At 59.6% G+C, this 19,854-nt stretch carries 34 protein-coding genes and 1 tRNA gene; 17 read left to right on the plus strand and 18 right to left on the minus strand.

The features are described 5' to 3' along the window. Nucleotides 1-578: 578 nt before the first annotated feature. Nucleotides 579-878 carry a hypothetical protein gene (locus ACQKPS_RS02145; RefSeq protein WP_427602405.1) on the plus strand — a complete coding sequence of 100 codons (300 nt, stop codon included), beginning with the start codon at nucleotides 579-581 and terminating at the stop codon, nucleotides 876-878. A 372-nt stretch (nucleotides 879-1,250) separates the two neighbouring features. On the opposite strand, the gene ACQKPS_RS02150 is transcribed toward ACQKPS_RS02145, so the two are convergent. Continuing rightward, complete coding sequence (locus ACQKPS_RS02150) at nucleotides 1,251-1,463, minus strand: hypothetical protein (RefSeq protein WP_427602895.1); 213 nt, start codon at nucleotides 1,461-1,463, stop codon at nucleotides 1,251-1,253. Continuing rightward, on the minus strand, nucleotides 1,390-1,824 hold the full coding sequence (locus ACQKPS_RS02155; protein WP_427602407.1) for a Lar family restriction alleviation protein: 435 nt from the start codon (nucleotides 1,822-1,824) through the stop codon (nucleotides 1,390-1,392). The genes ACQKPS_RS02150 and ACQKPS_RS02155 overlap by 74 nt, the downstream gene beginning before the upstream one ends. Nucleotides 1,825-1,923: 99 nt before the next feature. Between ACQKPS_RS02155 and ACQKPS_RS02160 the strand changes: the two genes are divergently transcribed. Further along, nucleotides 1,924-2,208: a hypothetical protein gene (locus ACQKPS_RS02160; RefSeq protein ID WP_427602409.1), complete on the plus strand. Its 285-nt coding sequence runs from the start codon at nucleotides 1,924-1,926 to the stop codon at nucleotides 2,206-2,208. A 15-nt stretch (nucleotides 2,209-2,223) separates the two neighbouring features. Here the strand turns inward: ACQKPS_RS02160 and ACQKPS_RS02165 are convergent, their stop codons facing one another. Both ACQKPS_RS02165 and ACQKPS_RS02170 read right to left on the minus strand, forming a co-directional pair. Then, nucleotides 2,224-3,147, minus strand: a complete 924-nt coding sequence (locus ACQKPS_RS02165; protein WP_427602411.1) for a DNA cytosine methyltransferase — start codon at nucleotides 3,145-3,147, stop codon at nucleotides 2,224-2,226. Between the two features lie 17 nt (nucleotides 3,148-3,164). Further along, nucleotides 3,165-3,515: a hypothetical protein gene (locus ACQKPS_RS02170; protein ID WP_427602412.1), complete on the minus strand. Its 351-nt coding sequence runs from the start codon at nucleotides 3,513-3,515 to the stop codon at nucleotides 3,165-3,167. Nucleotides 3,516-3,642: 127 nt separating this feature from the next. Here ACQKPS_RS02170 and ACQKPS_RS02175 point away from each other — a divergent pair, with 127 nt between their 5' ends. Both ACQKPS_RS02175 and ACQKPS_RS02180 read left to right on the plus strand, forming a co-directional pair. Next, nucleotides 3,643-3,822 carry a hypothetical protein gene (locus tag ACQKPS_RS02175; RefSeq protein ID WP_427602414.1) on the plus strand — a complete coding sequence of 60 codons (180 nt, stop codon included), beginning with the start codon at nucleotides 3,643-3,645 and terminating at the stop codon, nucleotides 3,820-3,822. 84 nt (nucleotides 3,823-3,906) lie between these two features. Beyond that, on the plus strand, nucleotides 3,907-4,317 hold the full coding sequence (locus ACQKPS_RS02180) for a hypothetical protein (protein ID WP_427602416.1): 411 nt from the start codon (nucleotides 3,907-3,909) through the stop codon (nucleotides 4,315-4,317). Between the two features lie 24 nt (nucleotides 4,318-4,341). On the opposite strand, the gene ACQKPS_RS02185 is transcribed toward ACQKPS_RS02180, so the two are convergent. Further along, nucleotides 4,342-4,887 (minus strand): hypothetical protein, encoded by a 546-nt coding sequence (locus ACQKPS_RS02185; RefSeq protein ID WP_427602418.1) that lies wholly within the window; start codon nucleotides 4,885-4,887, stop codon nucleotides 4,342-4,344. Between the two features lie 93 nt (nucleotides 4,888-4,980). Here ACQKPS_RS02185 and ACQKPS_RS02190 point away from each other — a divergent pair, with 93 nt between their 5' ends. Then, nucleotides 4,981-5,181 carry a hypothetical protein gene (locus ACQKPS_RS02190; protein ID WP_427602419.1) on the plus strand — a complete coding sequence of 67 codons (201 nt, stop codon included), beginning with the start codon at nucleotides 4,981-4,983 and terminating at the stop codon, nucleotides 5,179-5,181. Nucleotides 5,182-5,229: 48 nt separating this feature from the next. On the opposite strand, the gene ACQKPS_RS02195 is transcribed toward ACQKPS_RS02190, so the two are convergent. The 4 genes from ACQKPS_RS02195 to ACQKPS_RS02210 all read right to left on the minus strand — a co-directional run bounded on the left by ACQKPS_RS02195 (nucleotide 5,230) and on the right by ACQKPS_RS02210 (nucleotide 7,651). Next, nucleotides 5,230-5,592, minus strand: coding sequence for a hypothetical protein (locus ACQKPS_RS02195; RefSeq protein ID WP_427602421.1), 363 nt, complete (start codon nucleotides 5,590-5,592; stop codon nucleotides 5,230-5,232). A gap of 253 nt (nucleotides 5,593-5,845) precedes the next feature. After that, nucleotides 5,846-6,352: a hypothetical protein gene (locus ACQKPS_RS02200; protein WP_427602423.1), complete on the minus strand. Its 507-nt coding sequence runs from the start codon at nucleotides 6,350-6,352 to the stop codon at nucleotides 5,846-5,848. A gap of 7 nt (nucleotides 6,353-6,359) precedes the next feature. Further along, nucleotides 6,360-6,923, minus strand: coding sequence for a siphovirus Gp157 family protein (locus tag ACQKPS_RS02205; RefSeq protein ID WP_427602425.1), 564 nt, complete (start codon nucleotides 6,921-6,923; stop codon nucleotides 6,360-6,362). Then, complete coding sequence (locus ACQKPS_RS02210; RefSeq protein WP_427602427.1) at nucleotides 6,920-7,651, minus strand: hypothetical protein; 732 nt, start codon at nucleotides 7,649-7,651, stop codon at nucleotides 6,920-6,922. Before ACQKPS_RS02210 ends, ACQKPS_RS02205 begins: the two co-directional genes overlap by 4 nt. 338 nt (nucleotides 7,652-7,989) lie before the next feature. Here ACQKPS_RS02210 and ACQKPS_RS02215 point away from each other — a divergent pair, with 338 nt between their 5' ends. Both ACQKPS_RS02215 and ACQKPS_RS02220 read left to right on the plus strand, forming a co-directional pair. Beyond that, nucleotides 7,990-8,175, plus strand: a complete 186-nt coding sequence (locus ACQKPS_RS02215; protein ID WP_427602429.1) for a hypothetical protein — start codon at nucleotides 7,990-7,992, stop codon at nucleotides 8,173-8,175. Between the two features lie 52 nt (nucleotides 8,176-8,227). Beyond that, entirely contained in the window at nucleotides 8,228-8,452 is a 225-nt protein-coding gene (locus ACQKPS_RS02220) for a hypothetical protein (RefSeq protein ID WP_427602430.1), read from the plus strand. A gap of 455 nt (nucleotides 8,453-8,907) precedes the next feature. On the opposite strand, the gene ACQKPS_RS02225 is transcribed toward ACQKPS_RS02220, so the two are convergent. The 9 genes from ACQKPS_RS02225 to ACQKPS_RS02265 all read right to left on the minus strand — a co-directional run bounded on the left by ACQKPS_RS02225 (nucleotide 8,908) and on the right by ACQKPS_RS02265 (nucleotide 13,563). Further along, nucleotides 8,908-9,123 carry a hypothetical protein gene (locus ACQKPS_RS02225; RefSeq protein WP_427602432.1) on the minus strand — a complete coding sequence of 72 codons (216 nt, stop codon included), beginning with the start codon at nucleotides 9,121-9,123 and terminating at the stop codon, nucleotides 8,908-8,910. Between the two features lie 197 nt (nucleotides 9,124-9,320). After that, nucleotides 9,321-9,734, minus strand: a complete 414-nt coding sequence (locus ACQKPS_RS02230; RefSeq protein ID WP_427602434.1) for a hypothetical protein — start codon at nucleotides 9,732-9,734, stop codon at nucleotides 9,321-9,323. A gap of 20 nt (nucleotides 9,735-9,754) precedes the next feature. Continuing rightward, nucleotides 9,755-9,976 carry a DUF551 domain-containing protein gene (locus ACQKPS_RS02235; RefSeq protein WP_070384112.1) on the minus strand — a complete coding sequence of 74 codons (222 nt, stop codon included), beginning with the start codon at nucleotides 9,974-9,976 and terminating at the stop codon, nucleotides 9,755-9,757. Continuing rightward, nucleotides 9,973-10,251 (minus strand): hypothetical protein, encoded by a 279-nt coding sequence (locus tag ACQKPS_RS02240; protein ID WP_427602436.1) that lies wholly within the window; start codon nucleotides 10,249-10,251, stop codon nucleotides 9,973-9,975. The genes ACQKPS_RS02235 and ACQKPS_RS02240 overlap by 4 nt, the downstream gene beginning before the upstream one ends. 129 nt (nucleotides 10,252-10,380) lie before the next feature. After that, a tRNA-Val gene (locus ACQKPS_RS02245) sits at nucleotides 10,381-10,481 on the minus strand. 49 nt (nucleotides 10,482-10,530) lie between these two features. Further along, nucleotides 10,531-10,836: a hypothetical protein gene (locus tag ACQKPS_RS02250; protein ID WP_427602437.1), complete on the minus strand. Its 306-nt coding sequence runs from the start codon at nucleotides 10,834-10,836 to the stop codon at nucleotides 10,531-10,533. A gap of 592 nt (nucleotides 10,837-11,428) precedes the next feature. Continuing rightward, entirely contained in the window at nucleotides 11,429-11,995 is a 567-nt protein-coding gene (locus tag ACQKPS_RS02255) for a hypothetical protein (RefSeq protein ID WP_427602439.1), read from the minus strand. Nucleotides 11,996-12,100: 105 nt separating this feature from the next. Further along, nucleotides 12,101-12,637, minus strand: a complete 537-nt coding sequence (locus ACQKPS_RS02260) for a hypothetical protein (RefSeq protein WP_427602441.1) — start codon at nucleotides 12,635-12,637, stop codon at nucleotides 12,101-12,103. 215 nt (nucleotides 12,638-12,852) lie between these two features. Beyond that, nucleotides 12,853-13,563 (minus strand): S24 family peptidase, encoded by a 711-nt coding sequence (locus ACQKPS_RS02265; protein WP_427602443.1) that lies wholly within the window; start codon nucleotides 13,561-13,563, stop codon nucleotides 12,853-12,855. Nucleotides 13,564-13,653: 90 nt separating this feature from the next. Between ACQKPS_RS02265 and ACQKPS_RS02270 the strand changes: the two genes are divergently transcribed. The 10 genes from ACQKPS_RS02270 (at nucleotide 13,654) to ACQKPS_RS02315 (ending at nucleotide 19,070) form a co-directional block, all read left to right on the plus strand. Next, nucleotides 13,654-13,863: a hypothetical protein gene (locus ACQKPS_RS02270; RefSeq protein ID WP_427602445.1), complete on the plus strand. Its 210-nt coding sequence runs from the start codon at nucleotides 13,654-13,656 to the stop codon at nucleotides 13,861-13,863. 32 nt (nucleotides 13,864-13,895) lie between these two features. Next, a complete protein-coding gene (locus ACQKPS_RS02275) occupies nucleotides 13,896-14,096 on the plus strand; it encodes a hypothetical protein (protein ID WP_103445378.1) in 201 nt (66 codons plus the stop codon). 319 nt (nucleotides 14,097-14,415) lie between these two features. Next, a complete protein-coding gene (locus tag ACQKPS_RS02280) occupies nucleotides 14,416-15,171 on the plus strand; it encodes a phage antirepressor KilAC domain-containing protein (protein ID WP_427602447.1) in 756 nt (251 codons plus the stop codon). Beyond that, nucleotides 15,168-15,944, plus strand: a complete 777-nt coding sequence (locus ACQKPS_RS02285) for a DnaT-like ssDNA-binding domain-containing protein (RefSeq protein ID WP_427602449.1) — start codon at nucleotides 15,168-15,170, stop codon at nucleotides 15,942-15,944. The genes ACQKPS_RS02280 and ACQKPS_RS02285 overlap by 4 nt, the downstream gene beginning before the upstream one ends. Then, a complete protein-coding gene (locus tag ACQKPS_RS02290; RefSeq protein ID WP_427602451.1) occupies nucleotides 15,941-16,702 on the plus strand; it encodes a replication protein P in 762 nt (253 codons plus the stop codon). The genes ACQKPS_RS02285 and ACQKPS_RS02290 overlap by 4 nt, the downstream gene beginning before the upstream one ends. A gap of 100 nt (nucleotides 16,703-16,802) precedes the next feature. Next, nucleotides 16,803-17,162, plus strand: a complete 360-nt coding sequence (locus ACQKPS_RS02295) for a hypothetical protein (protein WP_427602453.1) — start codon at nucleotides 16,803-16,805, stop codon at nucleotides 17,160-17,162. After that, the gene (locus ACQKPS_RS02300; RefSeq protein ID WP_427602454.1) at nucleotides 17,155-17,553 is read left to right on the plus strand and encodes a recombination protein NinB; all 399 of its coding nucleotides are present in this window, start codon (nucleotides 17,155-17,157) and stop codon (nucleotides 17,551-17,553) included. Before ACQKPS_RS02295 ends, ACQKPS_RS02300 begins: the two co-directional genes overlap by 8 nt. Before the next feature lie 202 nt (nucleotides 17,554-17,755). Further along, nucleotides 17,756-18,361 (plus strand): recombination protein NinG, encoded by a 606-nt coding sequence (locus ACQKPS_RS02305; protein ID WP_427602456.1) that lies wholly within the window; start codon nucleotides 17,756-17,758, stop codon nucleotides 18,359-18,361. Then, nucleotides 18,358-18,489, plus strand: a complete 132-nt coding sequence (locus tag ACQKPS_RS02310; protein ID WP_312818470.1) for a hypothetical protein — start codon at nucleotides 18,358-18,360, stop codon at nucleotides 18,487-18,489. The genes ACQKPS_RS02305 and ACQKPS_RS02310 overlap by 4 nt, the downstream gene beginning before the upstream one ends. After that, a complete protein-coding gene (locus tag ACQKPS_RS02315) occupies nucleotides 18,480-19,070 on the plus strand; it encodes a hypothetical protein (protein WP_427602458.1) in 591 nt (196 codons plus the stop codon). Before ACQKPS_RS02310 ends, ACQKPS_RS02315 begins: the two co-directional genes overlap by 10 nt. The last annotated feature ends 784 nt before the right edge of the window (nucleotides 19,071-19,854 follow it).

A 19,854-nucleotide genomic window follows, 5' to 3' on the forward strand; every position in this document is an offset into this window, starting at 1 on the left:
TAGTTCCTCCAGCGCTGCTTCCAGCACGTCGAGCGGTACGGTGATCAGCTTATCTTTACTACCCATCAGCACTCCGTGGTTACGTCTCCTAGCCTCCAAGGCTAGCTCAGCCTACCGAAATTGAGCGGCCGGAACCCAATATCATTCCGATCTGGGTGCATATCGCGTCATTGAATAGAGGAGAGAGGAGGTTTAATGACTTATGTCGCGCAGGTGGGGTCCACCGGGTAGGTAGGCTCTCCGGCGTGCCTCACAGATTGGTGACGACGATGGATAGAGTGAACAGGGAGAAACAGTTTCGGGCGTATGAGTTGCTGCGTGAGCTAGACATGCAAACTACGGCCACCATGAGTCAGGTTGCATACGGGCATATCTCCGGCGCCGAGTGGGACTATGTGTGCAGTCAGCATCGTAAAGCGTTCGAAGATTGGATGGCTTTCGCCGCAACCATAGACAAGCCTGATTGATCGCGCTCCGCTTGTCCGATTCAGTTCTCAACCTTTCCGAGTCCTGTTGATTGCCGCTTCCCGTTGGCTATGGTGGGTTGAGGCATACAACTAAAGTCGTAGGAGGGCGGCATGAGAATTCGCGGTGATGTTTTTTGGGACTGGGCAGACCCCACGTTGCACCATCGCACTCACGACGAAACGCTCAGTGACGGCACCTTCATTGACGTGCAGGTGCGCCTGTCGCGAACTGGTACGACCCAGATGTTCATCGGTGTGTACGCACTTAGCGGCATGGCCATCCATGAGGAGGCTTTCGATTCTCGGCCTGGTGAGTCGATGACCCGGGCACTCGATTGGGGCGTGGGTCGCGCTCGCCGTATTGCTGTAAAGGGTGTGTCTGCAGCAGATCGTCACGCCGCATCCAGGTAGAGGGAGAGGGGTTACAACGCAGTGGAGTACAAATGTGCTCCGTGCCGATTTACGGAGTAACCGCTTCGATTTGATGTCACAATGAATGCACAGGGACATCGGCACGTATCCTCGAGCCAGCCCTTCAGGACAACAGTCCAATGCTAAGCAACGATGATTTTCGATACGCGGCTCATCGGCACCTCCTCGAATTGGATGCCTCAAATTCCAGGCTTAGGCACCTAATTTCTAACGGCGAGATCAAGGGCGTTTCTTGGGACGACGCGGTGGTCTGGCACCAGAAGTCATATGATGCTTGGGCCATCTTCCTGAGCCAGAAAGCTCAGCCTTCGTTACCGGCCTGACCCGAAATCGCAGAGGGATCTGCGATTCTCAGCCTTGATCCTGCTCAGACTTTCTCAACAGCGCGGCCCTGGCAATCGAGCCGTCCTCGACAAACCAAGCTTCCTGTTCGTGCCATAGGACGTTGGCGGGCTCGCCGCTAACGTTGTCCCAGTCGCTGCCAATGTCCTCAGCGAAGTGGCCCCGGTCGGCGTAGAACTTCAGCGCTTCTCGCAGCCGCTGTGTCTCGCCGGTATCGGTCATTGGGCCCAAGCCAATCACTGGTAGGTTCATCTCTGCCGCATCCCTCTCTGCCTCTTCTTTGGTCCACCAGGGCAGTGCCAACCATCCAGGCTATAGGTTCGGGGTGGGGCACAGCGGCGGCGCGCTTGTTCCACTCTTTCACTGCCTGGTCACGGCCTGGCTGAACCTCGTCTTCGTGCTGCTGGACCCCGACAGGCCCGCGAGCCAGGCAGGCTGAATACTCGTCAATTCGGCCTTGGCAGATGACGACAGAGGCATCGCTGTCGAGCTGCTCCACGAAGGCGTCGTGTTGACCGCAGAACGGGCATGGGCTCAGCTTCGCAGCCATCTCGGTGTTGCTGGATCGGTTTTCTGTGGTCATGGGATACCTCTATTTAGTTTTGTTCCGGGGCCGAAACTGAGGGGACAAGTGGAGCTTTCAACTACGCTAAAACTTCGGTCGTATTTGAGGAGCATTGAAATGCTTGAAGCTTCCACAGGAATGAAGCCTGGGCTGCGGTACTGCCTGGAAAATCCAGCAAACGGGGTGGTCTTTGATGGTTTTTTCCAAGATGGACAGTATTTCGACTGCAAACATCATCGAGTGCCGATTGGCTGGCTCGAAGGAAACAACTTCATCTATAACGAGGTTGATGGAAATGGAACCCCGCGATTTCCGAATCGTCTGGCTGGCGTCTTGAAAAACCTCGTACTCACCATGTACGACGGCACGACCATACAGGCACGAGAAGTACAGAACGGCTAGCGCCCCGAGGGGAGGTTATGCGGCCTTCAGGAGCGCCTCGATTACTCGCTGCCCCGCAAGTGGTGGTACCGCGTTACCGGCCATGTGCATGGTCAGCCGGTGGTTGTCTGGGCGCAGGGTGTCAGCCGGGAACGACATGGCGGCCAGGGCCTCTCTGGCACTGAGCATCCGCATGCGGTCTCCGTCGACCAGGGCCCAGCGGTCCAGGGTGGTGATGGTGCCAATAGGCCGGTTGATGTCGCGGCCGGTGGTGCCGGAGCCCTTGCCGTAATAGGGCATGATGAAACGATCTCCGAAGCGCTGGCGCCCGTTGCGCACTCGGTCGAGCGTGGCCTGGGCCCGTCCTGGCTTCTCGATTGGCGACCATCGCCCGGAGTCGAATTCGAGGAAGCTGGCAGCCGGCACATGTCGTTCCTGCGGCAGCTGAAGCATCAGCGGTGCCTTGCTGCGAGTCAGCACCATGAACAGGCGCACCCTGTGCTGTGGGACGCCGAGGTCGGCGCAGTCCACGATGTGGGGCGCGGCTTGATAACCCAGCGCCTGCACCGCCTGCAGCCAGGCCGGGTAGAGCACCCAGTCGGTGAACTCAGGCACGTTCTCGATCACTGCCGCCTGCGGACGGTGGAACTCAAGGGCCGATACAGGCGCCCAGGCCGTCGAGCGCGAGGCGTCATGCTCGGGGTTGCCCGACTTCTTGCCGCGGGCCTTGGCGTGTCCCTGGCAGCAGGGCGAGGCAAGCAGGACGTCGTGCGCCGGCACCTGCTCCCAGCGCGCCTGGTGCAGGTCCTGGCAGACGTGCTGCGTGTCTGGGTGATTGGCGCTGTGCCATTCAACGGCGACCGGCCAGTGGTTTGCCGCCCAGAGAACCTGGACTCCTGCGGCGCGCGCGCCGGTGCTCCATCCGCCGAGGCCGGCGAACAGGTCGATTGCTGTGGTCATAGTGTTCTCGCGAGAGGTCAGTCGAACAGGTGCTCCCGGCGCCCGGTCTCGTGGTAGTGCAAGTCCTGAATGGCCTGCTGCTGGTCGATGGTGAACATTGGGTTGCAGGAAGTGCAGTGGCCGGCGATTTTGATTGCCTGGAACGACAGCGTGATGGATGAGTGGTCCCGGTAGCAGGACGGGCATTTGATCGAGTCGCTGCCGCAGCACAAGCGAGCCTCGTCCTCACCGTCGTGGATGGTCTTGCATACCGGGCACTCGAACATCTCCTCCACTCCTGGCTGGCAGCACTCCCTGGCTCCATCCTCATCGTCGTGGATGTCGCCACAGGAGCCGCACTTGTAGAGCGTCCTGATCTGAATCTTCATGGTGCCTCCAGGCAGGCGCCGCCCTCGCCGGGGAGGCGTTATCGTTGAATAGGGGAAGGCGCCGCGTGGCGCTCGTGACTCTCGTGGGCTATCACTTCATGGGTTACACGACCTGGTGGAGGTCGCCATGACACTGAAAAGCGATACTGAGGCCCTTGCCTCGATCGAGGAAGAAGCCCAGGCGATGCTGAAAAAGATCGGACTGCCGGACGACCAGATGAAAAAGGAAATGGTCATCTGCCTGCGCCAGATCATCGAGATTGCCCGCTACCGGAAAGGCCTTGGCGCCGACCCTGCCGTTGAATAGGGGAAGGCGCAGGCGGGCAGCGCCGTGTACGGCGATCTGTGCCACACTTAAGCGAGACGTCTAAGTCGTGCTTTGGGAGGCGCGGTGTTCATCAACGAGCTGGAATGGCGACCGCTAAGCCAGGCAGAGCGACAGAAACTCGACTTACTGCTCGAGGAGGCACGCCAGTCAAAAAAGCGGGGTAGCGAGGTGCGGTGGTGGGCTTACCGAGCCCGTATCATTGAGCTCCTGCTCGACAACCCGGCAGAGCGTAGAGAAGACACTGATGTATCCAACCTGGTGGTTTTCCTAGCCAAAAGCCTCTCGACCGCCGATGTTGAAGATTTCGGCCCTGAAGAACGCATTGCAGGTAGACGGAAAATGGACGCATGTCGCGGGCTGCCCGGCGTCGCAGTCGAAGCGTTTGTTTTGTTCCAAAGCAATGTCGCCACCTCGCCTCGATATAGCCCGTTTGATGGCAAGTGTCTTATCCCCGATCGAAGAGGTCCTGTCTGAGGCGCTGGGGGCAGCGCCGGAGGGTCAGGCGGCGATCGGGAATTGCTTGGCCAGGGCCTGCTGCACCGTCTCGATGATTCGGCAGAGGTAGGCCCAGTCCGGGTTCGGCTCCATGGCGTCAGCCGGCAGGTTCCACCAGTCGTCACCGAACACTCGGTGCATGAACTCGCGGTGGACGCCCCCGCACTCATTGAGCGAGCTGGTGTGGCGAACATCCTCAGCCTCGTCGAGCAGGCTCCGGGCGTCTTCTGCATCCAGATCCCTGTCGCGCCTCATCTGCACGATCACCTTCCGAGCTTTGTCGGCCAGGGCCTCAGCACTGAACCGGCGCGAGCTCAGCGCCCGGTCGAAGTAGCCGATGATGTAGGCGTCGTGCAGCTTGCAGAAGAACTGGCCAATGTTCAGGCCATCCCACATGCCGCCCCAGTAGGCGTGCCAGGTCTTGTCGTAGCAGCTGACGGTGATCTTGCCTTTGCAGGGCGCCAGGTCTTCGAGGTACACGCTGATTGGGTCGAGGTTCGGAGCCTCGGTGATCAGCAGCTTGGTGACGGTCGATGTCTCGACGTTCATGGCTTTCTCCATGCATGCGCCGCCCCTCCGTGGCTAGGGGAAGCTGCGCGAGCTATTGTGGTTGGATGGACGGATGGCTAGAAGGAGGCCTTCATGCTGTGGTTTGGAGCCGACAAGACCAGGTTCAAAATTCAGCGGTGGATCGCGAGCGTCGTTCTGCTCATCGCATTCTTTTTTCTGGCCGCACAGGTCGAAGCCTGGCTTTCAGGTGCTGCTGATTTTGGCGAGGTACTGAAGGGCTTCTTTTTGACCTGTTTTGCTGGAGGCATGTTTTACCTGGCAGGCAGATGGTGACCCTCGCCGCCCTCCGTGGCCGGATGCGGCATGGTGGAATAGGTGGGTTCAGGCGCGCTCAGCGAGCAGGATCAGGCCGGTATCGTCTGGGTCTTCGCCGAGCTCCAGGCCCGGCGCTCGCAGCTCGCGGCTCAGCCTGAACTGGTCGAGCTTGCGCACCACAGAACTCGAGAGCTTGATTTCGTGGCGCGGCGCGCTGAGGAAGTGGAGGGCCGCTTCAGGCCCTAATTCATGGATGCGGTGGATCAGCAGGGTCATGGCCTCGCCGTTTTCCTCGACCTCGGCCCATTGCATGATCTCGGTAAGAGCTTGGCGGGTGCCGGCGCGGGTCTTCATTCGCAGCTCTTCAACCCCGGCCTTGGCCTCTTTCTTTTTGCGCTTCTCGTCTCGCTCTTGGGGAGTCATCGCCATACGGCACCTCCTTCAATCCGCTGGGCGGTAGGTTGAACTGCTCACGCCGCCTGTGCAGCTGCAGCGATCGGATGATCTTTCGGTTCAAGGGATAGCTCCATGTCGCAATCGTGCCAGCCGGCCAGCCACCATGCGCTGTCGATAGTCATTTCGGGGTGCGGCTGATAAGCCCGACACCTGCCGGCCGCTCGCGTGGTCCGACCCTGGTAGTAGGGAAGGGGGTGAATCTTTTTAGGATTGACCCGTGGCATGGCTAATCCCTCCGCTTCTTTACCGGGAAATCGATACCGAACTTCTTGATGATGCGGCTCATGGTGGTGTGGCCGATCTCTAGGCTCAGCGTGGCCCTGTGACGCGAAAGGCCTTGGTCTTTAAGTGCTTGGATTCGCTCAGCCAGATTGGCGTCGCGCTCTTCATCATCGGGCTTCGGCGTGTGCTTACCGCGCGCCGCAGAGACGAAGGTGAAGCCGTTGCGCTTTGCCAGGTCCCAGAGCGTTGCCTGGGGCACGCCCAGAGCTTGGGATGCTTCGCGGCAGGTCATCGTGGATGCCAGCTCGGCGACCATTTCGGCTTTGGCCTTGGCCTTTTCCTGGCGCGTTCCGTTCTGCACTGGCGGCAGGCCGCGGCGCTTCTTCGGCGATGGAGCTGGGTGTTTGCGATCCGGCAGCGGCCGATAGGTGAATCCCTCCAGCACAACAAGCTGGCCTCCAGACGCGAAGAAGGCCGCTTTGGCGGCCTCCAGGTCGATGGATTGGTTCATGCTGACCTCATTTGATGCGGATCGAGCTTTCGCCGCGCTCAAGGTGCGCCCAGCCTGGCTCGGGGATGAGTTCGTCTTCGCAGTCCTCGCCGGCGGCCATGCGCTTGCGGACGGCCTCGTTGTGCTCGCGGTCGGCCTTGAGCTTGGCGGCGATGGCGTTCTTGTTCGGCGCGATCTTGGTCACCACCGACGTCAGCTCGTCCGGTACAGCGTCCTCGTTGTCGACGATCACCTTTTCCTTGCCGGTAACCAGGCTGATGGTGAACAGCGGGCGCTTAATCGACTTGATGTTGGCCGCGTCCATGTTCCGGCGCAGGTAGTCGGTGATCGCCGTCACGCTGTTAGCCTTGATGCGCTTGAGTTCGTTGAGGCGGTCGATTTCCGCGTCGATCGCGCTGATGTCGCCTTCGATGTTCCGGCGCAGCATGACGATGTTGTCGGCCTTCACCTCAAATTCGCCCTGGATGCCGGCCATGGTGTCCTGAATGGCTTGTTTCAGGCCTTCGTCGTCGGTGTCACACATGGCTGCCAGTTCGGCCATCTGGCCGGTGAGTGCATAGAGCTGGGTCATGCTGCGGCCTCCTGAGGTTTACCGGCGTCGAGGTTTTTCAGTTCAAGCGAGATCCGCGCCGCGCCTTTCTCATCCTTACGGCCGATGAGCTTGCGCACAGCGTGGTCGTGGATCTTCTTCCGCTCATGCGGCGTCACCGCCTTCTGCATGGTCTCGATCGTGTCCTTGATGAAGTCCAGGCGCTCCTGCTGTTGGCGCTCGATCTCGGCTTGGCGGTCTTCGGCCTGCTCGATGGCCTGCTCGGCCTGCAGCTGCTGGACGTAGTTCTGGTCGTCGAACATCCCAAGGAACACGTCAGCGCTGAAGCCCAGCATGGACAGGGCTTTTTTGATGGCGTCAGTGAGGGATTTCTTCGGCGCCTCGCCATCGGTGGTCATGCCGTACTTGGTCTTGTACTGGTACCGGGTGCACCCGTACTGCTCGACCTCGCCGCGCTGGCCGTCCTGCATGAACCAGAGTTGGATTTTGACGGTATGGCCGATCTCCCGGCCTAAACAGATTCGCTTGTCGCCTTCGCCGGCAAACACCTCGTGGCCGTCATCGAATCGCTCCTCAAGCACCTTCCAGCCCCAGCCGATACCGACCGGGCCGAACATTTCGGTCGCCTTCATGACCATCGCGGTGCCGTTCAGGCTGGTGATCTTCTGGCCGCCGACCTCGGCGTTCTTGGTGTAGCGGGTATCGGTGGTCTGCACCTGCTCCCAGATGCGCATGTTGGTAGTGGACATTGGAAAACCTCGCGCCAGGCCGGCGCCGTCAGTTGAAAGGGGAAATGCCAGGTCACCCAGGCACGGAGGTACGCTCTCGGTTCTGGCTGCGGTGGATGTTGTGCGCTCGCAGCTTGAATTGCCTCAACGAGCTACGAAGTGAGGTGGCGAGTAGTTTTATGGAAATGCGGCTTTACAGCAGCGGCGGAGCGTTCAGTACAAATGAAAACTGGAAGGATCTTGTCGTTATTTTGCTGCCAATTTTCGGTATCCCGTCTAAAAGTGCATGGGTTCTTCGGATGACCTGTATACTGACCTGGTAGCCGTTTTTCTTCGGCTCTTCACTTCAGGTAGCATTTATGCACCAGGCCATTTCCCCCGAGACCCAGCGTGCCCATGAGCAGTTAAATGAGCAGACTGAAATCTTCATCAATCATGGAGGCCAGATTGAAAGCGTGCCCTCTGGAGTCAGCGGATTGCCAGCAGGTAGGCCGAAGGTTGTTTGGATGAACCCTCACACGGCCAAGCCGATCCACAAACGATAACGCGCCCAAATGCACAGCGTGGTCACTCCATAGCGAACGCGAGGGCATAAGCATGTCGGATGCGCCAAGTGATCTAGACATCGCCAGCCGGATCGGCGTCAGCGAGACGGATGTAGCTCTTTACCGAGGTGATACATTCCGAATGAATGATGGTTCTTGGCTTATCCATTTCTCCTTCCTGATGCCCAGAGAGCTGCGCCAGGGCCTTACTGGAAGTTTTACCCTGCTAATAAAAGTTGAAAATCCCGACGACAGGCGCGTGAGTGAATTGAATTGAGCATACGATCTAGCGATGCGTAGAAATCTAAGATCTGTCCCGGTGGTCCGTTTTAATTTTTCTGGAAGATTTTGAAGCGCATACTCAAGTTGCTCAGGACTTCTGAGCATTGAGAGGTGTGTATGTCCAGAGACAGGTATGGCGTAGATAGTGACAGACAGATCAGCCAGCCAGCCGGTAACGAGAGGCCGCTAGAGAGAGCAGTCGATCACGACAGAAGGGTATGCCAAGAGGATCGTGACGACTATTTCGACAGCCCTCCCTTTCGAAGAGAAAAGAAACAGGGGCCACCGGACCCATCGAGGGTATCCCATGCGGAGCGTTATAGTTATCACAAGCGCCCATTGGAATAATTCTCAGTTGTAGATGCACCCAAATGAAAAAGCCTGGCCATGCGCCGGGCTTTTTGCGTATGGGGCCGCGCCAGAACGCCCGGCTCCAGGCCTGCTGGCCACTCACGTGCGTACCTCGTAGGCCAGTGTGCAGATGCCGCAGAGGTAGGCTCGACCAGACCAGGCCGCAGGATTCTCGATGTGAGCCAGCCGCGCCTGATTCATGGCGTCCTCCAGGGTCAGGCCCTTGAAAACCATCAGGATGCGGTCATCTGGCACGGCCTGGGCAACCTCTGCCACCTGCTCGTCAACGATCGACATGAAGATCGGCGTAGTCATGCAGCCTCCTTGCGCCGAACGGCAATACGCCGAATGCGCTCGCAGTAGTGTTTGAACTCGTTGGAGTCGATGGCCAGAAGAGAGAAGTAGGCGACCACCAGCGTTTCCGGCCTTGGCGTCCTCCACCGGGCCAGAGCCCGGCAGAAGCATCGTTTCGATTGCGGCCTTGATGGCGCGAACCGCCACGCTGTGAGGATTCATTCCGCCTCCTCGGCCTGAGCCAGCACTCCTTCTTTGGCGAAGGGGGTGAGCAGCTGGCGGGCGATCTCTTCCAGCGCCGATTCAGGGTTGGCCACGCTTATGATCTCGTCGGCGGCCGCTGCTGCATCGCTGGTCACTTTGCAGCGCGCCGCCAGAACCAGGCGGCCCAATACAGAGTTGCTGATGCCGTTCAGGCCCAATTGGCCCATCACGAACTCATCCACCGCCTGGGCGAAGCGCTCGTAGGTGACGCCCTGCTTGGGGCGCATGCGGCGCTGAAACACGAAGTCGCGGCGCGCCATCAGCTCGGCGATACCGTCGTCGATCCAGCGCTCCTCCGCCGAGCTTTCACTCACCGCCGGCGGCATCCGGTCGTCGTACTCAAACTGTGCTGCTTGAAGTGCGCCCATGGTCGCCTCCTGGTGGCGGGTTACTCAGTGGGTGGGGTGAGGTGTGGCTGCCAGTGCGTCACGCGGTGCTCGAAACGCGAGCCATCCCCGTAGCGCCAGTCAATGCCGTTCCAGTAGAGGAAGCGGGCGCCATTGAAGGCGCTCTGCGCTTTGCGTGCTGGTGTGTAGGCGATTACCCAGGCCTTGCCGCCGCCCTTTGGCAGCTCGGGCAGCCTGTCGCTGCACTTGATCCAGCCGCTCATGCTGCCTCCGGCCAATGGCGGTTGATGCTCTCTTTGGCGTAAGAAGAAAGGCGCTCGAAGCTGTTCACTCCGCCACATCCGGGCATCGTTCCTTCCAGCTCGACGCAGGCCTTGATGTCACAGCGCCGGGAGCAGACCCAGCCGCCGTAGTGGCAGCGGTGAACCTCTCCTTTGGGGTCGGGGTGATGGGCAAGCCCACCTTTCCAAGAAGGCGATCCGCGCAACTTGAGGCCGCAGCCCCGGCACACGGCCTGGGTATCGGTGCAGTAGTGCATTTTGGTGATCCTCTGGACCGCATTGGCCAGGAGCCAGGCGCGGGTGACCAAACCCACCGTGAAAGGTGGCCTGGCGCCTGCCAATGCGGTCGTATGTGAAGGGAAGGGGATGCGGGATGCATCGGGGTGCGCAGTGTGGCCGGGGTCGAACCGGCGACCTGCATGTGTGTGAGCCTCTGCGTTCCGGACCGCTCGGGCTCGCTGCTCTACCGCGCTGAGCTACACACTGCGCACTCCGATGCAGCCTGCGATGGGGAGCAGGGCATCGGGCAGTTTTCGTCAGGCTGACGTGGCGCTGGTTGTCTCTTCTTGCGCATCGGCGGTGCAGGCCCTGCCGCACAGAGGGCAATAGTTCGCGACCACCGAAACCGTTTTGTTCACGCGCTTCATGCCGCCGGTTTTCTTCGGCGCCATGTAGTGGCCTGTGACTTCGACGCAGAATCGGCGCATGGCCTTTCCGGTCTCGACGTTAAGCGAAAGGTTGTGTCCCTCTGCGCGCATGTAGAAAGGCCCGGATCCTGGCTCCTCCTCAGCAAGCTGGTCTGTAACCAGCTTCACGGCATCGCTGATGCAGGTGCAGCTCATCGTCTTGCCCTCCAGGGCGGTTGATTTCCCAGCAGCCACTCGTGGGAATGGCTGCGAGTGAAATCGGTATTGCTGGGCTCCGTTACACGCCACGGTGGCCTGGGCGAGTTCTTAGTTGCTGCAGCCGCCACCGGTTCCCCGGCGTGGCCCGCTGTACCAGTGCATCAGCCCGTTCTGAGGACTACCCGGCAGGGAGCGTTGCAGCTCAACCCTCCATCCGCGCCGTAAGCGCCTGATTTCGAGCTGGCCAGTTCCAGAGCTGGCATGGGGATCGAATTTATTGCTCGCACTGTTCGCCTTTCAGCGATGCCCGCAAGGGGCTGCCCATGTAGGGGATCGATCCGCGAGGTTCCCATCAATGTGAAAGAGCGGCGGCCGGTGAGGGCCTCGGCAGTCCCTGGTTGGTGACTGCTTGAGGTGAAATTTAGAAAACTAAACAGATTTGGTCAAGGGGTATTTTTAGAAAACTTAACTTTCTTGGCGCGAGCGGTTTAGTTGGACGTAAAAAAGCCCGCTCAATGGCGGGCTTCAAAAGGGCGCAAGACGGATCCTGGGCGGGGGGAGCCCGAGGTGGCGGGCTTGTGTGGTGGGGTCAGTCGAGAAGAGGAGGGAACTTCCCGCTCACGGTGTCTCGGTAATCGACAGTGGCGTAGATGCTGTGCTCGCTGGATAGCCGCTTCACAGCTGCTTTGGCCTCGTCCTTGGTTGAGAAAGGGCCAGCTGCGATGTTGAACCCTTCCATCGGCACAACTGGGAGGCCAAGAGCGATAACGGCCTGCTCGGATCGACTGCGATCTTCATCTGGGCGGCAAGGAATGGAGGCTACCCAACCCTGTTTCAGTTTTGGCGCCGGAACGGCTTCTACAACCTCGCCGCAGAATCGGCATTTGGTCGCTGCAGTCTTGATCAGCTCAGCGCAAGCAGGGCACGGACGTGTGTCACTGTCAGCTTCGGCAGGGGGCCGACTCCCGCTCTTGCGAGCCATCAGTATCCCTACGATTAGAAGGATGCCTCCGATGATGGTGTAGTTCTGCCGCTCAGCCATGAGCCCAATATTGTTTACGCGCCCCAAGCCTGCAGGCACTGAAACATCCATTACCAGGGCGCCGATGAGCATCAGGGCGCCGATGGTCACCGCAATAATTCCGAAAGCTCGCATTTAGGTCCTCCATGAGTATTTCCGCCATCCTATCATTGTGGCAATCCGCTATCACGCAGGTATGAAAAAGCCCGCACAGGGGCGGGCTTGCAGACCAGAAGGAAGCTATGCGCTAGAGGTGTCCCAGTCGAACCACTGTGCTGTTGTCCGCTTGAACCAACTCAGATTGCTCACGTGCTTATCGGCCTCCTCCTTGGGGTACATTGCGCGGATAACATCATCTCTTGCTAGAAGCTCCAGAGCCGGAAGGGTCGGCGGCTCATCAGCTTCGATTTTGCGAATTCGACTTCTCATTTGTCGGATGGTGCCGGCATCAGTACCAGGTCCCGCGACGAGAAGCTCAGCTTCAATGTCGAGATACCTTTTTCGCAAATCGTTGTGCAGCCATGCTCGCTGCCCAGTACCAACCACTAAATCCACCGATGAAGCCAAAGTAACTAGGAGCGCCGATGCCCCTACGAGGTAAGGGGAGGAACCAGAAATCAAGGAAGTGACAGTGGCGGATCCGAAAATGACGCCGACAAAAGCCGTGAAACGTCCCCATCGCAAAAAGAACGCTCCCCGGCGCATGTGATAACGGACATTGCGCTGAACATAAAACTCAAGCTCATGAATCTGTGTAGCAATGTCTGCATCGCTCATGCTCACGGGTCTCTTTTTGGCCTCGGCGGAACAGGTCTGCTTTCAGAGATGGTGTTGGGCCCGCCGCCACTGTCTTTACGACCCCATCCGTCTTGGTTGGGCCTGGGGCGGTTTGGAATTGTTACAGGCCTTGGTTGAGGTGGCGTTTTAGGCTTATCACTCACTTTAGCACAGCTCCTTTTCTGTAATCGTGGGCATACCGGCGCAAACATAGCTCACAGCAGCACCGAGTACCAGAACACCTTTCCCAACACGCTGATTCCGCTCTCGACCAGCTGCTGCGCGGTGTACTCTTCGTCCGGGTGCTCGTCCTGGTTGAAGCTGCGGAAGCGCAAGCCGCCGCCGGGCATCCGGTACAGCGTCTTCACGCGCAGTTCGCCGCCGTGGTCGACCGCGTACATCTTTCCGTCCTTCACTGAAGTCGACGACCTGTCGACACCGACCGTGCTGCCGTCCGGTAGAACCGGCTCCATGCTGTTGCCGTGCACAGTCACGCACACGGCCTGGTCGAACTGCACGCCCTGATTGCGAAGGGTCTGTTTACCGAAGCGGAGCTTTCTGCTGCTCGACTTCTCGATCACGGTACGTCCCGATCCTGCGGACAGTTCAACTTCCTTGAGGAACGGCACGTAGACCTCGTCGTCGTCCAGCGGTGTTTCATCGTCCCAGACGGAGATCGGGCCGAGCATGGTGGCATTGGCTTTGGCAGGAGGTTCCAGCTCTGGCGAGCCTTTCCCCTCGGACAGCCATTCAGGGCTGCATCGCAGGGCCTTTGCCAGGGACAGCAAGTTTTTCCCCTTTGCGCCGTTGGTCCCGTTCACCCAGAAGGTGACCGTTGCCTTTGATACGCCAGTGGCTTCGCTGATGTCGGTCGCACGCAGGCCCAGAGCCTCCATGCGGGATTTGAGTCGGTCTTTAAATTCCATATTTAGGATTCTAAACATTTGACTGTTTAGATAACTTGCCTTGTGCGGTTAATTTTTCTAAACTCCGAGCAAAGCAGTGGAGACCCATTCATGACCTACAACGAAGCGCTGAAATTCTTCGGCTCGGGCCGAGCCATAGGCGACGCGCTCCGCGTGAGCGGAAGTCGTGTTTCGCAGTGCCGGTCCGCTGGAGGTTTCTCATACCCAATGCAGTGTGTTCTGGAGAAAGAGTCCGGCGGGAAGCTGCTCGCCTGCCGCCAGGACGACCCTGCGTTCGACCCTAACAAGCACGCCGCTTGACCCATTCAATAGCCGCAAGGAGCCACACGAGCATGTACCAAGACCCCAGCCAGAAGCGCGCCATCCCGGTGAAGGTTCGGTTTGAACCAGTGCTTGACCGGATCCTCCGGAAGGCTGCGAGCAAGACGCGCATGCAGCACGCCACCTATCTGTACGAAATCATCGAGTGGGCCGTTGCCAACGGCGTTATCGAGGAGCTGATGCAGGACAAGCAAGAAGATATCGCGGGCTGAAGGCCCTTTGGAGGCCTAAATGACCGTGCAGCTTGATCAGCTGCCGCCAGATGTGCGGCAGCGAATAGAGGGGCTGATGAGGGCCAATAACTGGGATTTCAGCACTGCGATGAACCAGGTGTTCGAAGCAGCTGTTGCCAGTGGCGCTCTTTCAGTGGTTGGCCGCCGTAAGGCCAAAGTCCTGCAGTTGGTGGCCCCAATGAGGGCCTCACCGAGGGACTCTTCAGGGTAGGGCAGAGGCCCTCTCTGAATTACAGGCACAAAAAAGCCGGGATTGCGGCCCGGCTCTCTGCTTCACATAAAACTCTTGAGGTGAATTATGCATCTGCAGGAATCCAGTATACAAGCCCCATCTTTCCTCGCGCCACAAAACGCGAAGCACGATTCTGTGGCGCGCACGATGAGCAGCTTTGATCTGCTCGCCCTGGTCAATGAAGCCAGGATGCAACACGGCGAGAGCGAGGTTCGGCGCGCCGACTTCACTGCACGCTGCAAGGACGAGCTCGACGGCGAATACTACGAAACTTTCGTAGTTAAGAACTCCCGCGGCCCAGCGTCCGAAGGCCTGATGCTGACCAAGGACCAGTGCATGCTGATCTCGATGCGTGAGTCGAAGGCTGTCCGCCGCAACGTGCTGGACCGACTCAATGCAGTCGAGTCACCGCGCGTTATCGCCACGCTGCCGAACTTCGCCGACCCGGTTGCCGCCGCCCGCGCCTGGGCCGACGAGATGGAGCAGAAGCAGATCGCCCAGCAGGCCCTGGCCATCGCCGCGCCGAAAGCCGAGTTCGTCGACAGGTATGTCGAATCCACTGGGCTCAAGGGCTTCCGCCAAACCGCCAAGTTGCTCAGGGCCAATGAGGCCCGCTTCCGCGAGTTCCTGCTCGACAAGAAGATCATGTACCGCATGGGCGGCGAGTGGCAGGCGTATCAGCAGCACATTGACGCTGGGCGCTTCGAAGTCAAAACCGACACTGCCGAGAACGGCCACGCCTTCAACCAGACCAAATTCACCCCCAAGGGCGTTACCTGGGTGGCTGGCCTGTGGGCGCAGTACAACCTGGAGGTCCAATGATGGCCCGCATCCGCACCATCAAGCCCGAATTCTGGTCGAGCGAGCAGGTAATGTCCTGCCGGCCGTTGGCCAGGCTCCTGTTCATTGGCCTCTGGAACTTCTGCGATGACGGCGGCAATCACCCACTGGCCGCCCGCACGATCAAGGCCCTGGTATTCCCCGGTGATGACATCACCACGGAGGAGGTGAGCTCGCTCCTTGGCGAACTGGAAGGCGCCGAGCTGACCCGTAGCTACTGGGTGGCAGGCAAGAACTACCTGCACATCTGTGGCTGGAAGCACCAGAAGATCGAGAAAAAGAACTTCAAATACCCGGCCCCTCCTGCAGAAATCGACGACGAGTCGGAGAGAGGTCGTCGACAGTTCGCCGAGGAGTCGCCGACTGGTCGTCGACCAGTTGGCCCCGGAAGGGAAGGGAATGGAAAGGAAGAACACAACACACAACGCGCGGGCGAGGAATCCGGCGTTGACCCAAAGCTTCCTACCGAGATGGACCTTGAGTGGAAGCCTGACCAGAAGCTGCTGAAGGCCTACGCGGCCCGCATGGGAATTCCTGTCGACCTGTTCACCGATGAGGCGACCGCCGCATTCGTCTGCCACTACTCGGCATCAGGCCGCTGTGAGACCCAGGCCTCCTGGGTGAGCCTGCTGGTCAAGTGGGTGAAGCGCGACATGGCTACCGCGAGCAATGTTCGCCCGTTCCCAGTGAAGCGCCAGGCCAATGGACCGGACTTCAGCGACACGTCCTGGGCTGACGACTTAGGTGACCTATGACCGAACAACCGAAACTGCGCAGCGTCACGCAGATCATGGCCACGGCCCGCAACCTGCCAGCCGAGGCGCAGGCCCCGGCCAAGCAGCTCGACCCCGGCACCACCGAAGTGGTCAACGCCCTGTTCAAGGAGCTGCAGGCCATCTTCCCGGCGTGGAAGCAGGCGTGGCCGGATGACGAGGCCTTGAAGGCTGCCAAGCGCAGCTGGATCAAATCCTTCGTCGCCGCAGACATCAGCACCCTGGAGCAGATCCGCTTCGGCATCCAGAAGTGCCGGGTGCTGGGTACCGACTTCGCCCCGAGCAGCGGCAAGTTCATCAAGCTGTGCCAGCCGACGCCGGAAGAGATGGGCATTCCGCCGCTTGCGCGGGCCCTGGCAGAGGCGCTGGAGAATTTCCACCCGAGCAGGGCAGGGTCACGCGCTTGGACGCACACAGCGGTGCGCCACGCGGCCCTGCAGTGCGAAGCGCAGAACCTTGGGTCGATGGAGGTGGAGCGGGCTGAGAAGGTATTCGCCCGGGCCTACGACATCACGATACGCATGCTGGTAGCCGGCGAGCCACTGGGCGACATCGCCACCGGCATCGGCCATGACAGCCAGAAGAGCGCCGCCCAGCTGGCCGACGAGTACGCCAACCAGAAGCAGGTCCGCCTGCTGGAGATCCAGCAGATCCCAACAAGCGCCGCGGCATGCCGCGCACACCTGCTGGCCAAGTTGAACATCAAGCGCGCCGGGCAGCCGGCCGGGGAGGGGGTATGAAGGCCGCCATGACCGTAGTCCTGTTGCTGGCCCTTTCCGGCTGCCAGGTCTGCTGTGACGCCCAGGGCGAGAGCTGCGCTGCGCGTTGTGAGGTGCACGAATGACCATCGACAAAGCGAAGCTCCGGGCATCAGCCATCGACTGGGGTCACCACTCCATGGAAATTACTGGCGATGACATGCAGGCCCTGCTCGATGAGATCGAGCGACTGGAAACCTGGCGCACCGCATTCCTCGCCGAGCGCGATGCGCAGATCCGTCAGCGCGACCAGCTCCAGGCCGAGAACGAATTGATGCGCGCATTGATTGGAGATGTCGTGATCGAGCTTCGCAAGGCGAACGATTGGATCTGCCGAGAGGTAGGAGCCGTTACAAAGTCCGCCACTCATTGGGCCGTGCGACTTCGCGAAAGAGCAGAACATATCGATGCGGCCATGGCCAAGGAGGCGACCCATGACTGAGTTCCTGATGCGAAGCATGAGCGATGTCAACGCGCTGCTTGGGCGCCTGCAGGCCCAGGACTTCGCCAAGCCCAAGCTGATCGTCATCCGCGACGAGAAGCGCCCGGACGTCTGCAACCGGAAGATGTGGGCAATGCTCCGCGACGTCTCCCAGCAGGTGGAGTGGTACGGCCGCAAGCTGACCGACGAGGACTGGAAGCACATTTTCAGCGCAGCGGTGCAGAAGCAGGACGCGGTACCGGGTATCGATGGCGGCTTCGTCGTCCTGGGCGTCTCGACCCGGAAACAGTCGCAGAAGTGGTTCAGCGACCTCTTCGAAGTGATGCATGCATTCGGCGCTGAGCATGGCGTGCGTTGGACTGAGCCGGATCGGTGGGGAGGGCAGTACTGATGGATCTCAAGAAATGCGAATGCCATCGCTGCATTCAGGAGCACAAGATCGGCATGGAAGGTCCGTTTGGGTGGGTCCCGCTTTCCTCGACGAAGATGATTCTCTGCCCGGTGTGCGGCTGCAAGCGCTGCCCCCATGCGAGCGATCACGACTTGGCGTGCACCGGAAGTAATGAGCCAGGCCAGCCTGGGAGCGTGTACCAATGACCACCTTGAACACACCGAAACCGAAGAAGTGCAAGGCACCAGGTTGCGGCAAGCCATTCAAGCCGACGATGACCACGCAGAAGGTGTGCAGCATCGCGTGCGCCAAGGCCATAGCCAAAGACCCCAAGCTGCAGAAGATCGCGGCCAAGGCCATCACCAAGCAGGCGCGGGAAGATCTGAAGGAGCGCCGCGAGAAGCTGAAAGATCGGCGAGAGCATATTTCCGAGGCCCAGAAGGTGTTCAACGCCTACATCCGCGAGCGCGATGCCGGCCTGCCGTGCATCAGCTGCGACTCTCTGCCGAGCGACCACGACCTCATCACCGGCAGCCGCTGGGACGCCGGCCATTATCGGTCGGTTGGTGCCTGCCCGGAGCTGCGCTTTGAGCCGCTGAACGTGCACCGCCAATGCGTGAAGTGCAACCGGAATCTGTCGGGTAATGCGGTCGAGTACCGCATCCGGCTGATGAAGCGCATTGGCGCCGACCAGGTTGATTGGCTCGAAGGGCCTCATAAGCCCCAGCGCCTGACCATCGAAGACCTGCAGGCCATCAAGGCCCTGTACAGGCAGAAGCTCAAAGACCTACGGAGGGCAGCAGCATGAACTGGACACCAACCGACAGCGGCCAGCTGCTGATCCTGGCCATGGTTATCTTCGGAGGATATGCGCTCGCACGTGGCGCAGCCGTCAAGGCCAAGCGCAAGCGCGAGGAGGGCGGCCCATGCAACTGAACAGCGCGCGTCAGTCCTGGCACGACTGCCTGTACATCCCGTGGGATAGCCAGGGCGTGTTCATCGAGCAGCTCGGCCTGCTTGGCACCATGGTCCAGACCACGGACAAGCAGCGTAAGGCGAGTCACGCTGTGCACCAGGCCCTGGCTGGCGGTGTGCAAGCGGCGATCTTCAAACTGCCCGGCAGCCTCCGGGCCTTCGGCAACTTCATGTACGCCCCGTGCTGCAGCGATGACGAGCGCGAGGTAGCCGAGGAGGTGATCTTCAGCATGGCCATGGCGAGGTCCGGTCGAATGACGGCGGCAAAGCGCGAGCGCTGTGAGTATGTGTGCAAGGGCGTCATGTTCCGGTACCGCCGTATGCACCAGGGCGGGCAATCATCGGCTCAGGACCCGTTCGCCAGTCCTGAGTGGTTCAAGCGGTGGATCGACGAGACCTACGGGGTGGCGTTGCCTTCCTGCGCCTGGGCCCGAGACTGGGAGCCTTTCGTGCAGATCTGCTTCGAGGTTTGCGAGGACATCGACAAGCGTGCGCTGTCGCCGGTGGCAGCGGCAATCTACGAGATGAATGAGGCCGCTTGAGGGCCTATTGCGTTCCCGCACGCGTGGTGCTATCTTTTCGCCATTGTTAGAGTTTTGCCTACGGCAAACAACCACATGAACCCGGCCACTGAGCCGGGTTTTTTATTGCCCGAAGAGGGCCTCAAGAGGCACAGAACTGCGCCGGTCTTATTAATTGTCCCGGTGGTCTGTTATTTTACCCTATGTCAGACTTAGGGCGCATACTCCCTTTAGCTCAGATTTTCTGAGTTATTGAGAGGTACTTATGTCTAGTGACATTACCAAACCAAATGGATCTCCGGGACTTGAATCGGAAGTTGAAGCAGGTACAGAAAAGCGTCAGGGGTTGGACAAATCCAGTCCAGAGGATAGGGACGATTATATAGATCCCGACGCTACGCCTGAACAAGAGCCTGAGTCCCCTGAACGTCAAAAAGCTTCAAATATGGAAAAGTTCAGTAGTCAGAATACTGGCTGGACTTATCCTGGGCGCCGTTGGTAAAGGCGCCCCACCACGTACGGCTCTTTCGCCACAAACGCTCCTCGAGGCTGAAGATCCACTGGGATACACCCCAGATGATGACGAGCCAGGCCTTGATAAAGGTCCGGAGAATGACTGGAGGCAGATGCGTACATATGATGGATCACTCGCTGAGTAATTCATTTATTTGAGCTTGGGTAACCGGGCTCATCAGAGGTTTATATGACAGACAAAACATCGAGCCAGGGTGAAAAAAGTTCTGGCGAAAATACATCTCCCCAAGGCCCAAGGGCGGAGGGAAGTAAGGGTGCCAACACCGAGCGG

The organism is Pseudomonas sp. NPDC086566, assembly GCF_050280885.1.
Lineage (GTDB): Bacteria > Pseudomonadota > Gammaproteobacteria > Pseudomonadales > Pseudomonadaceae > Aquipseudomonas > Aquipseudomonas vlassakiae.

What these genes read in the sequence shown, in the direction of transcription:
- ACQKPS_RS02145 (WP_427602405.1), top strand. Translation starts at nt 579, where the DNA reads ATGAGAATTCGCGGTGATGTTTTTTGGGACTGGGCAGACCCCACGTTG.
- ACQKPS_RS02150 (WP_427602895.1), bottom strand. Translation starts at nt 1,463, where the DNA reads ATGACCGATACCGGCGAGACACAGCGGCTGCGAGAAGCGCTGAAGTTC.
- ACQKPS_RS02155 (WP_427602407.1), bottom strand. Translation starts at nt 1,824, where the DNA reads ATGACCACAGAAAACCGATCCAGCAACACCGAGATGGCTGCGAAGCTG.
- ACQKPS_RS02160 (WP_427602409.1), top strand. Translation starts at nt 1,924, where the DNA reads ATGCTTGAAGCTTCCACAGGAATGAAGCCTGGGCTGCGGTACTGCCTG.
- ACQKPS_RS02165 (WP_427602411.1), bottom strand. Translation starts at nt 3,147, where the DNA reads ATGACCACAGCAATCGACCTGTTCGCCGGCCTCGGCGGATGGAGCACC.
- ACQKPS_RS02170 (WP_427602412.1), bottom strand. Translation starts at nt 3,515, where the DNA reads ATGAAGATTCAGATCAGGACGCTCTACAAGTGCGGCTCCTGTGGCGAC.
- ACQKPS_RS02175 (WP_427602414.1), top strand. Translation starts at nt 3,643, where the DNA reads ATGACACTGAAAAGCGATACTGAGGCCCTTGCCTCGATCGAGGAAGAA.
- ACQKPS_RS02185 (WP_427602418.1), bottom strand. Translation starts at nt 4,887, where the DNA reads ATGAACGTCGAGACATCGACCGTCACCAAGCTGCTGATCACCGAGGCT.
- ACQKPS_RS02190 (WP_427602419.1), top strand. Translation starts at nt 4,981, where the DNA reads ATGCTGTGGTTTGGAGCCGACAAGACCAGGTTCAAAATTCAGCGGTGG.
- ACQKPS_RS02195 (WP_427602421.1), bottom strand. Translation starts at nt 5,592, where the DNA reads ATGGCGATGACTCCCCAAGAGCGAGACGAGAAGCGCAAAAAGAAAGAG.
- ACQKPS_RS02200 (WP_427602423.1), bottom strand. Translation starts at nt 6,352, where the DNA reads ATGAACCAATCCATCGACCTGGAGGCCGCCAAAGCGGCCTTCTTCGCG.
- ACQKPS_RS02205 (WP_427602425.1), bottom strand. Translation starts at nt 6,923, where the DNA reads ATGACCCAGCTCTATGCACTCACCGGCCAGATGGCCGAACTGGCAGCC.
- ACQKPS_RS02210 (WP_427602427.1), bottom strand. Translation starts at nt 7,651, where the DNA reads ATGTCCACTACCAACATGCGCATCTGGGAGCAGGTGCAGACCACCGAT.
- ACQKPS_RS02215 (WP_427602429.1), top strand. Translation starts at nt 7,990, where the DNA reads ATGCACCAGGCCATTTCCCCCGAGACCCAGCGTGCCCATGAGCAGTTA.
- ACQKPS_RS02220 (WP_427602430.1), top strand. Translation starts at nt 8,228, where the DNA reads ATGTCGGATGCGCCAAGTGATCTAGACATCGCCAGCCGGATCGGCGTC.
- ACQKPS_RS02225 (WP_427602432.1), bottom strand. Translation starts at nt 9,123, where the DNA reads ATGACTACGCCGATCTTCATGTCGATCGTTGACGAGCAGGTGGCAGAG.
- ACQKPS_RS02230 (WP_427602434.1), bottom strand. Translation starts at nt 9,734, where the DNA reads ATGGGCGCACTTCAAGCAGCACAGTTTGAGTACGACGACCGGATGCCG.
- ACQKPS_RS02235 (WP_070384112.1), bottom strand. Translation starts at nt 9,976, where the DNA reads ATGAGCGGCTGGATCAAGTGCAGCGACAGGCTGCCCGAGCTGCCAAAG.
- ACQKPS_RS02240 (WP_427602436.1), bottom strand. Translation starts at nt 10,251, where the DNA reads ATGCACTACTGCACCGATACCCAGGCCGTGTGCCGGGGCTGCGGCCTC.
- ACQKPS_RS02250 (WP_427602437.1), bottom strand. Translation starts at nt 10,836, where the DNA reads ATGAGCTGCACCTGCATCAGCGATGCCGTGAAGCTGGTTACAGACCAG.
- ACQKPS_RS02255 (WP_427602439.1), bottom strand. Translation starts at nt 11,995, where the DNA reads ATGCGAGCTTTCGGAATTATTGCGGTGACCATCGGCGCCCTGATGCTC.
- ACQKPS_RS02260 (WP_427602441.1), bottom strand. Translation starts at nt 12,637, where the DNA reads ATGAGCGATGCAGACATTGCTACACAGATTCATGAGCTTGAGTTTTAT.
- ACQKPS_RS02265 (WP_427602443.1), bottom strand. Translation starts at nt 13,563, where the DNA reads ATGGAATTTAAAGACCGACTCAAATCCCGCATGGAGGCTCTGGGCCTG.
- ACQKPS_RS02270 (WP_427602445.1), top strand. Translation starts at nt 13,654, where the DNA reads ATGACCTACAACGAAGCGCTGAAATTCTTCGGCTCGGGCCGAGCCATA.
- ACQKPS_RS02275 (WP_103445378.1), top strand. Translation starts at nt 13,896, where the DNA reads ATGTACCAAGACCCCAGCCAGAAGCGCGCCATCCCGGTGAAGGTTCGG.
- ACQKPS_RS02280 (WP_427602447.1), top strand. Translation starts at nt 14,416, where the DNA reads ATGCATCTGCAGGAATCCAGTATACAAGCCCCATCTTTCCTCGCGCCA.
- ACQKPS_RS02285 (WP_427602449.1), top strand. Translation starts at nt 15,168, where the DNA reads ATGATGGCCCGCATCCGCACCATCAAGCCCGAATTCTGGTCGAGCGAG.
- ACQKPS_RS02290 (WP_427602451.1), top strand. Translation starts at nt 15,941, where the DNA reads ATGACCGAACAACCGAAACTGCGCAGCGTCACGCAGATCATGGCCACG.
- ACQKPS_RS02295 (WP_427602453.1), top strand. Translation starts at nt 16,803, where the DNA reads ATGACCATCGACAAAGCGAAGCTCCGGGCATCAGCCATCGACTGGGGT.
- ACQKPS_RS02300 (WP_427602454.1), top strand. Translation starts at nt 17,155, where the DNA reads ATGACTGAGTTCCTGATGCGAAGCATGAGCGATGTCAACGCGCTGCTT.
- ACQKPS_RS02305 (WP_427602456.1), top strand. Translation starts at nt 17,756, where the DNA reads ATGACCACCTTGAACACACCGAAACCGAAGAAGTGCAAGGCACCAGGT.
- ACQKPS_RS02310 (WP_312818470.1), top strand. Translation starts at nt 18,358, where the DNA reads ATGAACTGGACACCAACCGACAGCGGCCAGCTGCTGATCCTGGCCATG.
- ACQKPS_RS02315 (WP_427602458.1), top strand. Translation starts at nt 18,480, where the DNA reads ATGCAACTGAACAGCGCGCGTCAGTCCTGGCACGACTGCCTGTACATC.